At 71.4% G+C, this 13,549-nt stretch carries 11 protein-coding genes; 8 read left to right on the top strand and 3 right to left on the bottom strand.

Features of this window, described 5'->3' with window-relative positions:
* The first annotated feature begins 207 nt into the window (after positions 1 to 207).
* The 4 genes from M5C96_RS21030 (at position 208) to M5C96_RS21015 (ending at position 5,447) form a co-directional block, all read left to right on the top strand.
* Positions 208 to 1,737, top strand: a complete 1,530-nt coding sequence (locus tag M5C96_RS21030; protein WP_272565086.1) for a DegQ family serine endoprotease — start codon at positions 208 to 210, stop codon at positions 1,735 to 1,737.
* Between the two features lie 163 nt (positions 1,738 to 1,900).
* Positions 1,901 to 2,560, top strand: coding sequence for a response regulator transcription factor (locus M5C96_RS21025; protein ID WP_272565085.1), 660 nt, complete (start codon positions 1,901 to 1,903; stop codon positions 2,558 to 2,560).
* Positions 2,560 to 4,050 carry an ATP-binding protein gene (locus M5C96_RS21020; protein ID WP_442867404.1) on the top strand — a complete coding sequence of 497 codons (1,491 nt, stop codon included), beginning with the start codon at positions 2,560 to 2,562 and terminating at the stop codon, positions 4,048 to 4,050. Before M5C96_RS21025 ends, M5C96_RS21020 begins: the two co-directional genes overlap by 1 nt.
* Entirely contained in the window at positions 4,047 to 5,447 is a 1,401-nt protein-coding gene (locus M5C96_RS21015; protein ID WP_272565083.1) for a phospholipase D-like domain-containing protein, read from the top strand. Before M5C96_RS21020 ends, M5C96_RS21015 begins: the two co-directional genes overlap by 4 nt.
* A 154-nt stretch (positions 5,448 to 5,601) precedes the next feature.
* Here M5C96_RS21015 and M5C96_RS21010 read toward each other — a convergent pair whose 3' ends face one another.
* The 3 genes from M5C96_RS21010 to M5C96_RS21000 form a co-directional block, all read right to left on the bottom strand.
* The gene (locus M5C96_RS21010) at positions 5,602 to 7,137 is read right to left on the bottom strand and encodes a PepSY domain-containing protein (protein WP_272565082.1); all 1,536 of its coding nucleotides are present in this window, start codon (positions 7,135 to 7,137) and stop codon (positions 5,602 to 5,604) included.
* Between the two features lie 20 nt (positions 7,138 to 7,157).
* A complete protein-coding gene (locus M5C96_RS21005; RefSeq protein ID WP_272565081.1) occupies positions 7,158 to 9,425 on the bottom strand; it encodes a TonB-dependent receptor in 2,268 nt (755 codons plus the stop codon).
* Positions 9,426 to 9,612: 187 nt separating this feature from the next.
* A complete protein-coding gene (locus M5C96_RS21000; protein ID WP_272565080.1) occupies positions 9,613 to 9,996 on the bottom strand; it encodes a DUF2946 family protein in 384 nt (127 codons plus the stop codon).
* Between the two features lie 253 nt (positions 9,997 to 10,249).
* Here M5C96_RS21000 and M5C96_RS20995 point away from each other — a divergent pair, with 253 nt between their 5' ends.
* From M5C96_RS20995 to M5C96_RS20980, 4 genes are all read left to right on the top strand, one after another.
* Positions 10,250 to 10,732 (top strand): DUF2127 domain-containing protein, encoded by a 483-nt coding sequence (locus M5C96_RS20995; RefSeq protein ID WP_272549084.1) that lies wholly within the window; start codon positions 10,250 to 10,252, stop codon positions 10,730 to 10,732.
* Between the two features lie 218 nt (positions 10,733 to 10,950).
* Positions 10,951 to 12,465 carry a lyase family protein gene (locus M5C96_RS20990; RefSeq protein ID WP_272565079.1) on the top strand — a complete coding sequence of 505 codons (1,515 nt, stop codon included), beginning with the start codon at positions 10,951 to 10,953 and terminating at the stop codon, positions 12,463 to 12,465.
* 52 nt (positions 12,466 to 12,517) lie between these two features.
* Positions 12,518 to 12,970, top strand: coding sequence for an META domain-containing protein (locus M5C96_RS20985; protein ID WP_272565078.1), 453 nt, complete (start codon positions 12,518 to 12,520; stop codon positions 12,968 to 12,970).
* Between the two features lie 125 nt (positions 12,971 to 13,095).
* A complete protein-coding gene (locus M5C96_RS20980; protein ID WP_272565077.1) occupies positions 13,096 to 13,356 on the top strand; it encodes a hypothetical protein in 261 nt (86 codons plus the stop codon).
* Positions 13,357 to 13,549: the final 193 nt, after the last annotated feature.

Genomic DNA, 13,549 nt, shown 5'->3' with positions numbered 1-13,549 from the left:
ATGGATGAGCTGTCGGCGGGGGCATTGTGGCGGTTGTGTGTGGCGGGCCGCCTGCGGGATTTCCCTTTGGTGCGCCTTCTCGGTCACGTCCAACGAATGAACTGCGCCGCAACCTGGCCTGCATCGTCAGCCCCGGATGCCCCTAAGCCACACCTAAGTCTCGTTGCCCAAACTGCCCCCATGCAACGAGCCAACGAAAGGACTGCCATGAACTCCGTTCTATCGACCCCCCGCCGCCTGACCCTGGCCCTGCTCACTGCCGGCGCCATCGGGGCCACCGGCGCGGGGCTGGTGACCAACATGCATTCCAGCCGCGCCGCCATGCCGCCCGCCGCGGTGCAGCCGGCGGCCATGCCGTACACGGGCGGCGTGACGGCGCCGGACTTCGCGCAGATCACCGCGCGCAACGGTCCGGCGGTGGTCAACATCAGTGTGAGCGGTACCACCAAGACGTCCATGACCGATTCGGACGACGACGATGACGAGACCGCGGCCCACCCTCGCAGCGGCGCGCAGGGCATCGACCCGAACGATCCGATGTTCGAGTTCTTCCGCCGTTTCGGCATGGTGCCGCCCGGCCTGCAGGCCCCCAGCCGCCAGCGCGAGGTGCCCACGCGGGGCGAGGGCTCGGGCTTCATCGTGAGCGCCGATGGCGTGATCCTCACCAACGCCCACGTGGTCAAGGGCGCCAACATGGTCACGGTGAAGCTGACCGACCGGCGCGAGTTCCGGGCCAAGGTGCTGGGCTCCGACCCCAAGACCGACATCGCGGTGCTCAAGATCGACGCGAAGGACCTGCCCGTGGTGCAGTTGGGCAGCACGCGCAACCTGGCGGTGGGCGAGTGGGTGCTGGCCATCGGTTCGCCCTTCGGCTTCGAAAACAGCGTGACGGCCGGCGTGGTGAGCGCCAAGGGGCGCTCGCTGCCGGACGACAGCTACGTGCCCTTCATCCAGACCGACGTGGCGGTGAACCCCGGCAACTCGGGCGGCCCGCTGTTCAATGCGCGTGGCGAGGTGGTGGGCATCAATTCGCAGATCTACAGCCGCTCGGGCGGCTACCAGGGCGTGTCGTTCTCCATCCCGATCGAGGTGGCCGCCAAGGTCAAGGACCAGATCCTGGCCACGGGCAATGCCAGCCATGCGCGCCTGGGCGTGTCGGTGCAGGAGGTGAACCAGGCCTTTGCCGATTCGTTCCAGCTCGACAAGCCCGAAGGGGCGCTGGTAGCCGGCGTGGAAGAGGGCGGCCCGGCCGACAAGGCGGGCCTGAAGTCGGGCGACGTGATCCGCAGCGTGAACGGGCAGCCCATCGTGGCCTCGGGCGACCTGCCGGCCATCGTGGGCCAGGCGGCGCCCGGCACGCAGGCGCGGCTGGAGGTGTGGCGCCATGGCAAGCGCGAGGAGTTCACCGCCACGCTGGGCGATGCGAGCGAGAAGGCCACCAAGATCGCCAGTTCGGAAAAGTCGAGCGGCAAAGGCCGGCTGGGCCTGGCGCTGCGGCCCTTGCAGCCGCAGGAGCGCCGCGATGCCGGAGTGGACGGCGGCCTGCTGGTGGAGGATGCCCGCGGCCCCGCCGCCCTGGCCGGCGTGCAGCCCGGCGACGTGCTGCTGGCCATCAACGGCACGCCGGCGCGGGGCGTGGAGCAGGTGCGCGAGGCGATGGCCAAGGCGGGCAAGTCGGTGGCCCTGCTCATCCAGCGCGACGGCGACAAGATCTTCGTGCCGGTGCCGCTGGGCTGAAGCCCCGTCCTGCGCGGCGGCATTGGGCCAGCCGCTATGCTTGGCGGCCATGGACGCCGCCTGTTCGCAATCCCCACGCACCCGCGCCGCTGGCGCTGCGATTGCCGCAGCCGCCGCCGGCGCGGTGGCGTTTGAGACCTGAAAAGAAGAGGAGGGCCGCCCCATGCGCCTGCTGCTCGTGGAAGACGACACCATGATCGGAGAGGCCGTGCACGATCTGCTGCGCGCCGAGCATTACGCGGTGGACTGGGTGCGCGACGGCGAGATGGCCGACACCGCCCTGCGCACGCAGACCTACGACCTCGTGCTGCTGGACCTGGGCCTGCCCCGGCGCGACGGCCTGGCGGTGCTGCGCGACCTGCGCGCGCGCAAGGACCGCACCCCGGTGCTGGTGGCCACCGCGCGCGATGCGCTGGCCCAGCGCGTGGAGGGGCTGGACGCCGGCGCCGACGACTACGTGCTCAAGCCCTACGAACTCGATGAGCTGCTGGCCCGCATCCGCGCCCTCACGCGGCGCGCGGCCGGGCGGGCCGAGCCGGCCTACGAGCACAAGGGCGTGCGGATTTTGCCGGCCACGCGCGAGGTGACGGTGAACGGCGCGCCCGTGGTGCTGTCGGCGCGCGAATGGGCGGTGCTGGAGCCGCTGCTGGCGCGCCCGGGCATGGTGCTGTCGCGCACCCAGCTCGAAGAAAAGCTCTACGGCTGGAAGGACGAGATCAGCAGCAACGCCGTGGAGGTGTATGTGCACGGCCTGCGCAAGAAGCTGGGCGCCGAGCTGGTGCTGAACGTGCGCGGCGTGGGCTACATGGTGCCCAAGGCATGATGCCGCCCGCCGCCCAGGATCCGCCCCACAGCCAGCCCCCGGGCCCCGGCGGGCCGGCGCCGCGCACGGGCGCACCGGCGCATTCGCTGCGCGCGCGGCTGCTGTGGTTCCTGCTGGCGGCGATCGTGTGCACGGCGCTGCTGCAGATCCTCCTGTCGTACCGCTCGGCGCTGTCCGAGGCCGACGAGATCTTCGACTACCACATGGAGCAGATGGCGATGGCCCTGCGGCCCGGCCTGCCGGAGGTGCCGGCCAACGCGCCCGGACCGCTGGTGCACGACGACGAGAACTACGAGTTCGTCGTGCAGGTCTGGTCGGCCGAAGGCTTGCGCGTGTTCGAGTCCGCCGTGGGCGCTGCCCTGCCGCAGCGCGCGGTGCTGGGCTTTTCCAGGGTGAAGGCGCACGGCACCACCTACCGCGTGTTTTCGGTGCAGACGCGCTCTCAGGTCATTCAGGTGGCGCAGGACATGGCCGTGCGCAAGGCGATGGCGCGCGACCTGGCCCTGCGCACGGCCGGGCCCATCGCGCTCATGGCGCCGCTGCTGGCGCTGGCCGTGTGGTGGGTGGTGAGCGGCTCGCTCGCGCCGGTGGAGCGCGTGCGCCGCGAGGTGGCGCAACGCCAGGCGGACGACCTCTCGCCCGTCGACGGCGATGCCCTGCCCGCCGAGGTGCAGCCGCTGGTGGACGAACTGAACCTGCTGTTCGCGCGGGTGCAGCGGGCTTTCGAGGCGCAGCAGCACTTCGTGGCCGATGCGGCGCATGAGCTGCGCTCGCCCCTGGCCGCGCTCAAGCTGCAGGCACAAGGGCTGCTGCGCGCACCGGATGCCGAGGCCCGCGGCGTGGCCGTGGCCCGCCTGTCGGCCGGCATCGACCGGGCCACGCGGTTGGTCGAGCAGTTGCTGGCCCTGGCGCGGCAGGAATCCAGCGTGGCCGCCGGGGCGCCCGCGCAGCCCGTGGTGCTGGCCGACCTGGCGCTGCAGGCGGTGGCCGATGCGGCGCCTGCTGCGCAGCAGCGCGGCATCGACCTGGGCCTGGCCCGGGCGGATGCCACCCCCATTGCGGGCCATGCCGAGGCCCTGCGCATCCTGCTGCGCAACCTGGTGGACAACGCGGTCAAGTACACGCCCGACGGCGGCGTGGTGGATGTGCATGTGATCGCGGACGCGCCCGCGAACGGCGCGGAACCGGGCGGCGCCGTCACCCTGGTGGTGGACGACAGCGGCCCGGGCATCGGCGAAGGCGACCGCGAACGCGTGCTGGGCCGGTTCTACCGCGCGCCGCAGGCGGTCGAGGGCGGTGCGCAGGTGCCGGGCAGCGGGCTGGGCCTGGCGATCGTGCAGTCCATCGCCCGCATGCACCAGGCGCAGGTCGCCCTGGAGGGCTCGCCGCGCCTGGGGGGCTTGCGGGTGTCGGTGCGGTTCGATGCGCTGGCGGGGGCCGCACCCTCCGCGCCGGTCCCGGAGGCGCCATCGGCCGGGGACGGCGCTTGACCGGCTTCGCCGTCCTCTCGGGTCTGGGCCACGCGGTGTTCGTGGCGGTGGGCCTGCTGATCTATGTTATGGGCACGCGCATCGGGCGCCAGCGGCGCCACCCCTCCGCGGCGGTGGCCTGGGTGCTGGCCATCGTGGCCTTTCCGTACGTGGCGGTGCCGCTGTTCGTGCTGTTCGGCGCTCGCAAGTTCGCGCGGCCCCTGCGCCGCCCGCGCAAGGCGCAGCAGGAGACCGCCGCGGCCGCCGCGCAGCCCGCCGGCCCGCCCTGGGCCGCGCGGCTGCTGGCCAGCATGGAGCTGGAGCCGGCCGTGCGCAACGCGCGCGTCGTGCTGCACGCCGACGGCACGCAGGCCCTGCGCACGCTGCTCGCGACCATCGCCTCGGCGGGGCACCGGCTGGACGTGTGCACCTTCGTCTTCGGCGACGACCCGGTGGGCCGGCAGGTCGCACGGGCCCTGGGCGAATGCGCGCAGCGCGGCGTCGCCGTGCGGCTGCTGCTGGACGCGGTGGGCAGCCTGGCCACGCCCGGCGCGCTGGTGAAAACGCTGCAGGCGCAGGGCGTGCAGGTGCGCCGCTTCATGCCCATGCTGCACAACCCGATGCGCGGGCGCACCAACCTGCGCAACCACCGCAAGCTGGTGGTGGCCGACGGCGAGCGGCTGTGGAGCGGCGGGCGCAACCTGGCCTGCGAATACTTCCTCGACCAGCCCGGCCATCCGGCCTGGATCGACCTGAGCTACGAGGTGCACGGCCCCCTGGCACTGCAGGCCGCCGCGCAGTTCGAGGCCGACTGGAGCACCGCCAGCGGCCGCCTGGTGCGCGCCGCGCTGCCCCAGCCGCTGCCCCCGGGCCCGCCCGATGGCCCGTTGGCCCAGTGGGTGCCCAGCGGACCGGACCACGCCGACGACACCGTGCATGCCCTGCTGCTGGCCGGCGCTTACCACGCGCAGGAGCGCATCGTGGCCGTGACACCGTATTTCGTGCCCGACGACGCGTTGCTGGAAGCCTGGTGCATGGCCTGCCGCCGCGGCGTGCGCGTGAGCCTGCTGGTGCCCTGGCGGTCCAACCACCGCCTGGCCGACTGGGCCCGCGAACGCGCCCTGCGCGAGCTGGGCCTGGCCGGCGCCGAGGTGTGGCTCGCACCGGGCATGGTGCACGCCAAGGCCGTGCTGATCGACGACGACCTGGCCCTGTCCGGCTCGCTCAACCTCGACGCGCGCAGCCTGTTCCTCAACTACGAGGCGATGACGGCCTTCTACGGCCCGGCCGAGGTGCAATGGCTGTCGGAGTGGTGCGCGCGCCAGATCGCCCTGGCGCGGCCCTATGTGCCCCGGCGCCCGTCCTGGCCGCGCGACATCGGCGAGGGCGTGGTGCGGGCGGTGGGCTTTCAGCTGTAGGACCGGCCGTTCGCCCGGCATGGGACTCCCGCACAGCGGTGTTTTGCTATTGTTTTTATAGCTTCATCGGCAATGAGTACTAGGGCATGAGGCGGTTTTTATATCGAAACCGCCCGGTGGGCGCGTGCGGGCGCAAGGCGGGCCGGGCCCGCGCTCACGCCCGGCCCGCCTTGCGCCGCAGCCGCCGCCAGCCGATCACCATGCCCGTGGCGCTCAACGCCGCGCCCCCCAGGCCCAGCACCAGCATCACCGCGTCCCACAGCGGGCGCCGCTCCAGCAGCGGCACCCAGTCCCAGCTGTGCAGCATGGCGAAGAGCCAGCGGCTGGCGCGGCGGTGGCCGTCCAGGCGGCCCAGCACGGCGCCGGTGAGCGGGTCCACGTGCACCCAGGTGGCGTGTTCGTCGGCGAACACCGCGCGCAGCACCGGCAGGGGTTTGGCGGGCGCACCCGTCATGGTGTGGGGCGCGCGGGCGTAGTAGTACAGGTCGTAGTGCGCCAGCGTGTCCACGCGCACCAGGGGCGCCGCCACCAGGCGGGCGATGGCCTCGCGCAGCGCGGCGGTGTCGATGGCGGTGGGCGCGGCCGTGGCGGCATCGAGCACCTCGGGCGCGCCCTGGGCGGGCTGTGCCAGCACCAGCGTGCGGCCCGTGGCGCGCACCCAGCGCAGTTCGCGCGTGGCGCCGCCAGACTGGGTGAGCAGCGCGGCCAGCGAGGCCGCGGGCGGGTGCGGGCCCTGCGGCGGGCCCACGGCCAGCGGCCCGCCCTGCAGGGCCGCCAGATTCAGCGGCGGCGCGCCGCTGTCGAACAGTTTCCACGGGTTCATCGACATGAAGCCGCTGAAGATCCACGCGATGGTCGCCGCCGAAAACACCAGTCCCAGCGCATGGTGCCAGCGCATCGCGGGCGTGGGGTAGGGCGTGCGCGCGCCGCTGCGATAGCGCCCGCGAAAGCGCCAGCGCTGCAGGCCCACGACGGTGCCGGCCAGCGCCGCCAGCGTGCCGGCCACGGCGAGCGTGTTCACCGTGGCGCTCCAGTAGGGCTGCAGTGCGTTGCCGCGCAGCGGGTAGAGCCAGTGGATCCACGTGCCCACGTAGCCCCACAGGCGCTCGGTGCGCGGCGCATCGCGCACCACCTCGCCCGTGGTGCCGGACACGTAGAGCACGGTGTCGTCCGCATCGTGCAGCCGCACGCGGTGCAGCGGCCGGTGCATGTCCAGCCCGCGCGAATGGGTGAACGCATCTTCCTGCAGCGTGCCCTCGTAGTCCGCGGCCACGCCGGGGCCGGCCCAGGCCGCGGCGCTGGCCAGCGCGCGTGGCGCATCCACCGCGCGCAGCACCTCGCCCGTCGCCGCGTCGATCACCGTGGCGGGCGAGCGGGGCGGCGCCCCTTCGGGCCGGACCAGGTACACCGCGCGCCCGCCGCTGGCCACCGCCAGGCGCAGCTCGGCCAGCGGCACCAGCGCCAGGCCGGCGGGCGCCAGCGCGGCGTCGGGCTCCCGCAGGCCCGTGCCGCTGCCCACCGGCGGCAGGTGGGCGGTGCGCTCGGCCTCGGTGAGCTGGGGGTAGCCCACGTACATCATCACGATGCCGGAGACGAACCACATCGCGAAGAAGCCGCACAGCAGCACCCCCAGCCAGCGGTGGGTGAGAAACAGCCAGCGCTTGGCGCGCACAGGGCGGGTCCAGTCCATGGTGCGTTTCCCGTCGGCGGTCAGAACGCCACCTGCAGCGACACGTCCACCGTGCGCGGCGCACCCAGGTACACCTGCGCGCTGCGGGCTTCGGCTGCGTAGATGCGGTCGGTGGCGTTGCGCAGGTGGCCCGAGAGCGTGGCGGTGGGCGAGAGCTTCCACGACAACCCCAGGTCCAGCAGCGTGTACGAGGGCCAATACTGCGTGTTGGCCGCGTCCGCATAGATACGCCCCACGCGCCGCGCCCCCGCCGTGGCCTGCAGCGCGGGCGTGACCGCGTAGCCCAGCCACAGGTTGGCCACGCTCTCGGGCGTGTTGATGGGCGTGCGGCCGGCCAGCGACACGCCGCCCTGCACGAACTGCTCGTAGCGGGCGCGGGTGCGCATCGCGTTGGCCTGCAGCTGCCAGCGGTCGGTCAGGCGCAGGCCCACGGCCACCTCCGCGCCGCGCGACGACTGCTCGCCCACCAGCACGGTGAAGGCGGGGTTGTTGGGGTCCTGCGAGGCGATGTTGCGCCGCGTGATCTGGAACGCCGCCACCGTGGCCGTGCCCCGCCCGCCCCAGAAGTCGAACTTGGCGCCCGCTTCCAGCTGCCGGCCCGTGGTGAGCGCGCTGTTGTTGGCCACGTCGGCGAACGAGGCCGTGGACAGCGAGCCCGACGGTGGGTCGCTCGCCGTGGCGTACTGGGCGTACACGTTGGCGCCGGGGGCCACGTCCCACACCACGCCCAGGCGGCCGGTGGTGGGCGTGTAGCTGCGCTCGAACGTGGCGGGGCTGGTGGCGGTGATGGCGCGGCGGTTGGTCAGGTCCAGCGCGATGCGCTCCTGCCGCAGCGCCGTCACCAGGTTCACGCCGGGCACCAGGGCCGTGCGGTTCTCCACGAACACCGCGGTGGTCTGCACGCGGTTGTCGCGGTCGGCGCGAAAGCCGGGGGCCATGCCGGGAATGTCGAAGAAGCGCTCGGTCGTGAAGCGGTACGGGTCCACCGTGCTCACCGTGCCGGCCAGGCTGTTGGGAAAGCGCGTCTGCCGGTTCACGCTCACGTCCAGGCCGAAGGCCCAGTCGCTCGGCCGCCCGGCCAGCGTGCCGTGCCAGGTGGCCTCGGTGCGGTTGCCCACCAGTTGCTGGTCGTGCCGCTGCAGGAAGGCGCTGCCGCGCGAGACCAGGGTGTTGGCCGCGTTGAACTGGTAGGTCTCCACGTTGCGGTAGTCGCGCAGCGCGTCGTAGGCATAGAGCGTGTTGCGCCACTGCAGGGCGTCGGACACGCGCCACTGCGCGACCGAGCGCAGCCACTGCACACGGTGGGCGTACATGCCGTCGCTGCTGTTGTAGTTGGCAAAGCGCGTCCCGGGATCGATGCGCAGCGCGCCCACGGCGGGGTTGAGCACCGGCGTGCCCCAGTAGGGGCGGTCCACCGCGTCCTTCTGGTACTCGTACGCCAGCAGGTGCGTGAAGCCGCCGCCCAGGTCGGACAGCAGCGACGCGGCCAGCTGCGTGGACCGGGTCTGCGTGCCCGTGGTCCAGCTGCCGGCATCGCGGTGGTTCACGTCGATGCGCGCGAAGTGGCTCGGCCCTGCGCCGCCGTCCTGCGGCCCCGCGATGCGGCGGTTGAGGCCCGCCGAGGCTTCCTTGAGCCCGTACGAGCCCGCGCGCAGCCGGCCTTCCGCGAAGTCGCCGCTGCGGTCGGGCGTCTTGGTGATGTAGTTGAGCGAGCCGCCCACCGCCCCCGCGCCGTACAGGAAGCTCGACGCGCCGCCGACGGCCTCCACCCGGTCGTAGATCCAGCTGTCCACCGCGCGCGTGGCGCTGCCGTACTGCACCGTGATGCCGTTGTACAGCTGCGTGACCGAGTTGTTGCTGAAGCCGCGGTAGCTGGCCGCCATCGAGCCCGGCGCGTTGTGCGCGGTCACGCCGGGGATCGCCCGCAGGATCTCCTGCGTGTCCTGCGCGCCACGGGTTTCGATGGCGGCACGGTCCACCACGGTGACCGAGGCGGGCGTCTCGCGCGGCGTGAGGCCCAGGCGGCTGCCGGTCTCGGCGGGGGTGTCCAGGTTCAGCCGGCCCAGGGGCTCGGCCGGTGTGCCCGAGACGGTCACCGGCGCCAGCGTGGGCACGGACGACAGGGGCGCGTCCTGCGCCGGGGCGGCGGCGGGCCCGAAGCCGGCCAGCGCCGCCAGCACCGCGTGGGCCAGCGGTGAGCGTGCCTTGCGCGGTGTTCGGGCCGAAATCGGCTGCGGCTGCAGTGGTGGCGCCGGCAGGGCGGAGGAGAAAAGGGAAGTCGTGGTCATGACATCGATCAGCACGCGGATCGCCCGCGCCCGGCACGCGCCGCCCGCCGCGCAGTGGCGGCGGTACGGCAGTGCGCCCGGCGGGCCGGATCAGCAAAGGGGAGGGGAAATGCGTTCGCGCGGGGCGGCAGTCACCCGCCCACGGGCGGATGGCCGCGCTGCGGCGAACGCAGGGAGCCGGTGAGGCTCAGGCGTGCTGAAAGATCGGGGGCCCGCGCGCAGGCAATGGCGCGGCCGTGGCGGCTGCGATGCGCGCCGCCGCAATGGCCTGCATCGCATGCCCGAGCGGCAGCGGCTGCGGCAGGGTTTGCACCGCCACCACCGGGGGCGGCGCGCCGTGGGGAATGCACAGGGGGCAGTCCATGGCCGTCTGCCCCATCTCCACCGGCCCGTCGTCGGTCTGCACATAGACCTTGACCATGCCGGACGTGGAGCAGACCCACTCCATCGCCCGCGCATGCACCAGCGGCGAGGCCGTGGCCACGGCCATCGCCGCTATGAAGCCCATCAACACCCAACGGCGCAGCGCACGCAGGGCGTGCAGCAGGGCGATGGAAGTCGGTTGCTTCATTTTTGATAGCACTATGCCGGGAGATTGATTGCGCTGGAGGCCTTTTTGGCCCAGATCCGCATCCGTGGAGCGGCGCCATCGGATCGTCGGGGCGGGCCGCCGGATTGTAGGCCGGGGCCCCGGCTGCGCGGTGGGGGCGGCGGCGCGCGTGCCGGCAGGGCCGACAATCGGCCTGGCGCCCGTCCACCCTTCGTCATCCGTTCACCTTCATCCATCCTATCCATCCACGCCGTTCGCGTGGGAGGCGTTTTCCATGAACCAGGCCGTCCGTCTCGTCGCGTTCCTCGAAGCTTTCAAGGGCCTGCTCGTCCTGGCCGCCGCCACCGGGCTGCTGTCGCTGGCGCACCGGGACATCTACGCCATCGCCGTGCGGCTCATCGAGCATGCGCACCTCAACCCCGCGGCGAGGTACCCGCAGATTTTTCTGGATGCGGCCCGCAACGTGCAGGACTCCCGGCTCGTGCTGCTCGCCCTGGGCGCTGCCGCGTATGCCGCGCTGCGGCTGGTGGAGGCGTACGGCCTGTTCAAGGAACGCCCCTGGGCCGAGGTGCTGGCCGCGGGCAGCGGGGCGATCTACTTGCCGTTCGAGTTCATCGGTTTCCTGCACCACAGCAATGCGCTGCACGCGGGCATTTTCGTGGTCAACGCGCTGGTGGTGGGGGTGATGGTGCGGGCGCTGCTGCAGCGGCGCGCTGCGCGACCGGGCGGTGCGCCGCAGGGTCTGCACGGCCGCTGACGCCTAAGGCGGGTGGCGGCGCCGGGGCGGCTACCATGGCCTTTTCCCCCGCGGAGTTCCCATGCGCAAAGCAATGACCGTCCTCGCCGTCGTCGGCACCCTCGCCGCCCTGTACTTTGCGTACCGCTACGGCGTGTATTGAGCACGTACCCAGCGTGCCCATCATCGCCACGGCCGCCTGCGCCGGTGGAAAAACCCCATTACAGAGACAACAGGCCATGCCCATGAAACCCACCCGACTCGCCATTGCCGCCGCCATTTCCCTGGCCGCCCTCGTGCCTCATGCAGGCGCCCAGACCCCCGCCAAAAAGCACGACGATTTCTTCTGGCTCGGCGAGATCAACAAAGCCACCGCCGTCATCAACACCGACGAAGGCCTGCTCGACAAATCGCTGTCGCCCCTCCTCTACAAAGGCATCACCCAGGTGCTGGCCGACGGCGACAAGCCGGGCGGCAAGCGGCCCTCATTGGTCATCACCTTCGAGCCGTTGCTGATCGAGGCCGCCGGCCCCCAGATCACGCTGCTGCACGCAGGCCGATCCAGCCAGGACATGCTGGCCACCGCACGCTCGGCCATCCTGCGCGACGAAATGCTGCACCTGGCCGAGGCGCTCAACCAAACCACCGCCACCCTGATCGAACTCGCCGGCAAGCACCGGGCCACCGTGGTGCCCAACTACACCAACGGCGTGGCCGCCCAGCCCAACAGCTACGGCCACTATCTGCTGGGCATCGCCGCCGGGCTGGAGCGCGACGCCCAGCGCATCCGCGAAGCCTATGCCCGCATGGACCGCTCACCCATGGGCACCACGGTGCTCAACGGCACCAGCTGGCCGTTGAACCGCCAGCGCATGGCGGGCTACCTGGGCTTTTCCGCCACGGTGGACAACGCCTACGACGCCGCGCAGATCTCCGCCGTGGACCAGCCCGTGGAGGCCGGCGCCATCGTCATGGCCATCGCCCTGCATGCCGGCAGCTTCATCGAAGACGTGATGACCCAATACGCCCAGCCGCGTCCCTGGATCCTGCTGCAGGAAGGCGGCGGCAACACCTACGTCTCCAGCGCCATGCCGCAAAAGCGCAATCCCGGCCTGCTCAACAGCACCCGCCGCGACGCTTCCACCGCGCTCAACCTGGGCATGGGCCCCGCATTGCAAGCGCACAACATCCCCCCCGGCATGAGCGACCCCAAGGAGGTCCGCACCAACGCCGCGATGGTGCAGGCGGCGGTTGGCGTACTGAACAATTGGACCCGCATCCTCAACAACCTGGTGATCGATCCCCAGCGTGCGCTGGAGGAGCTCAACAGCGACTGGACTGCCTCGCAGGAACTGGCCGATGTGCTGATGCGCAAGTACCAGCTGCCCTTCCGCGTCGGCCACCATTTCGCCTCGGAGGTCGTGGAGTACGCCAAGGCCAAGGACATCAAGCCTCTCGCGTTTCCGTATGCGCAGGCGCAACGCATCTACGCCGAGACGGTGAAGGGAACGGAGTTCGTACAGGTGCTGCCTCTGTCCGAGGCCGAGTTCCGTTCCACGCTCGACCCCGTGGCGATCGTCAGGAACCGCCAGACCGCCGGCGGCCCGCAACCCGCCGAAATGGACCGCATGCTGCGCGAGGCCACTCAGCGCGTGGCCGAGCAAGACGGCTGGCTCAAGGCCCGGCGCGCGCAGATCGCGGCGTCGCTGGCGCGGCTGGATGCGGATTTCGAGAAGTTGGGCGGGGCCCGCTAGGGTGCTCGCGCTCATCGCTGGTGCTGCGCTCGCTCTGATAGCGAGTGGCGCGATGGCCTCGCCACAGCAGCCCCCTCAGCGGGAGCCAGAGCCAGCGCGCGAAAACTTCTACCTCGGCACGCTGGGTAACGCTGAATGGGGCCTGGTCTCGATCTTCGGCCCTGATGGCACAGAGCGACACGATTGGCCAAAGACCGGCATGGGCAATTCCGGCCCATCGGTGCGGTTGAGCTTTCCAGGTGCCGGGCTTTTCGGCCTGCGCGTGTGCAACTGGTCGACATTCCGATACCGGTGGTGGGCCGAGGATGGCGGCATTCGTGCCGAGCAAGTTTTCCAGACGATGGCTGCGTGCGACGATCAGCCCCTGATGCAGATGGAAGCCTGGGCCCATCGGCAGTTGTCGCAAATTCGCCGATACAGCCTGTACACCGCAGCAGGTGGCACCTTGAGACTCAGGCTGTCTTTTGCCGATGGCAGCCGTTGGGAGCTGCAAGGCTCGCCGTGACGCGGTTGGTGCCGCGCAGCTTCGACGCATTTCGAAACAGCCGAGGGCAAGGGCCGGGCTATGGTGCGACGGTCACAGGCAGGTTGTGGCCATCGTTCCATCCATGCACCAGGAGAAGAAAACCCATGGCACTCGTTCCATGCCCCGAATGCAACCGGCAGATTTCCGATCAGGCGACCGCTTGCCCCGGCTGCGGCCATCCCCAGGCGATGGCCATCAGCAGGCGTTCTGCCTTTGAATCCGGCACCCATGAGGGCCGCCACGCCGGTACCGTGAAAGCCGGCATTGCCGGGATGACCGCCGCCAGCCTGGGCGGCTGGGCCGCGCGGGCGGTGGCGGTGGTGGTGCTCGGCATCGTCGCGGTCGTCGCAATGCTCAGCCGTTGAGACGTGGTCTGCGGGCGCTGACCCCGCATGCCTTGGACCGACCGTCCCTGGAAACTCCGGCTCGTCGCCATGCGCTGCGCCCGCTCACCGGCGGCGGCCTGCCCCGGGTGATCGACGGCCTGCTGGCGCAAGCCCCTTAAAAAACGCGACTTTCCGCAGATCCAGGGCTGGAACGCTTGTAAGAAACCCGTCA

Origin of the sequence: Acidovorax sp. GBBC 1281 (genome assembly GCF_028473645.1) — a bacterium.
In the GTDB taxonomy this organism is placed as follows: Bacteria; Pseudomonadota; Gammaproteobacteria; order Burkholderiales; family Burkholderiaceae_C; genus Paracidovorax.
This window is presented reverse-complemented; position numbering and strand designations above follow the sequence as displayed.

Coding starts and splice junctions, on each gene's coding strand:
- M5C96_RS21030 (WP_272565086.1), top strand. CDS start 208: ATGAACTCCGTTCTATCGACCCCCCGCCGCCTGACCCTGGCCCTGCTC.
- M5C96_RS21025 (WP_272565085.1), top strand. CDS start 1,901: ATGCGCCTGCTGCTCGTGGAAGACGACACCATGATCGGAGAGGCCGTG.
- M5C96_RS21020 (WP_442867404.1), top strand. CDS start 2,560: ATGCCGCCCGCCGCCCAGGATCCGCCCCACAGCCAGCCCCCGGGCCCC.
- M5C96_RS21010 (WP_272565082.1), bottom strand. CDS start 7,137: ATGGACTGGACCCGCCCTGTGCGCGCCAAGCGCTGGCTGTTTCTCACC.
- M5C96_RS21005 (WP_272565081.1), bottom strand. CDS start 9,425: ATGACCACGACTTCCCTTTTCTCCTCCGCCCTGCCGGCGCCACCACTG.
- M5C96_RS21000 (WP_272565080.1), bottom strand. CDS start 9,996: ATGAAGCAACCGACTTCCATCGCCCTGCTGCACGCCCTGCGTGCGCTG.
- M5C96_RS20995 (WP_272549084.1), top strand. CDS start 10,250: ATGAACCAGGCCGTCCGTCTCGTCGCGTTCCTCGAAGCTTTCAAGGGC.
- M5C96_RS20990 (WP_272565079.1), top strand. CDS start 10,951: ATGCCCATGAAACCCACCCGACTCGCCATTGCCGCCGCCATTTCCCTG.
- M5C96_RS20985 (WP_272565078.1), top strand. CDS start 12,518: ATGGCCTCGCCACAGCAGCCCCCTCAGCGGGAGCCAGAGCCAGCGCGC.
- M5C96_RS20980 (WP_272565077.1), top strand. CDS start 13,096: ATGGCACTCGTTCCATGCCCCGAATGCAACCGGCAGATTTCCGATCAG.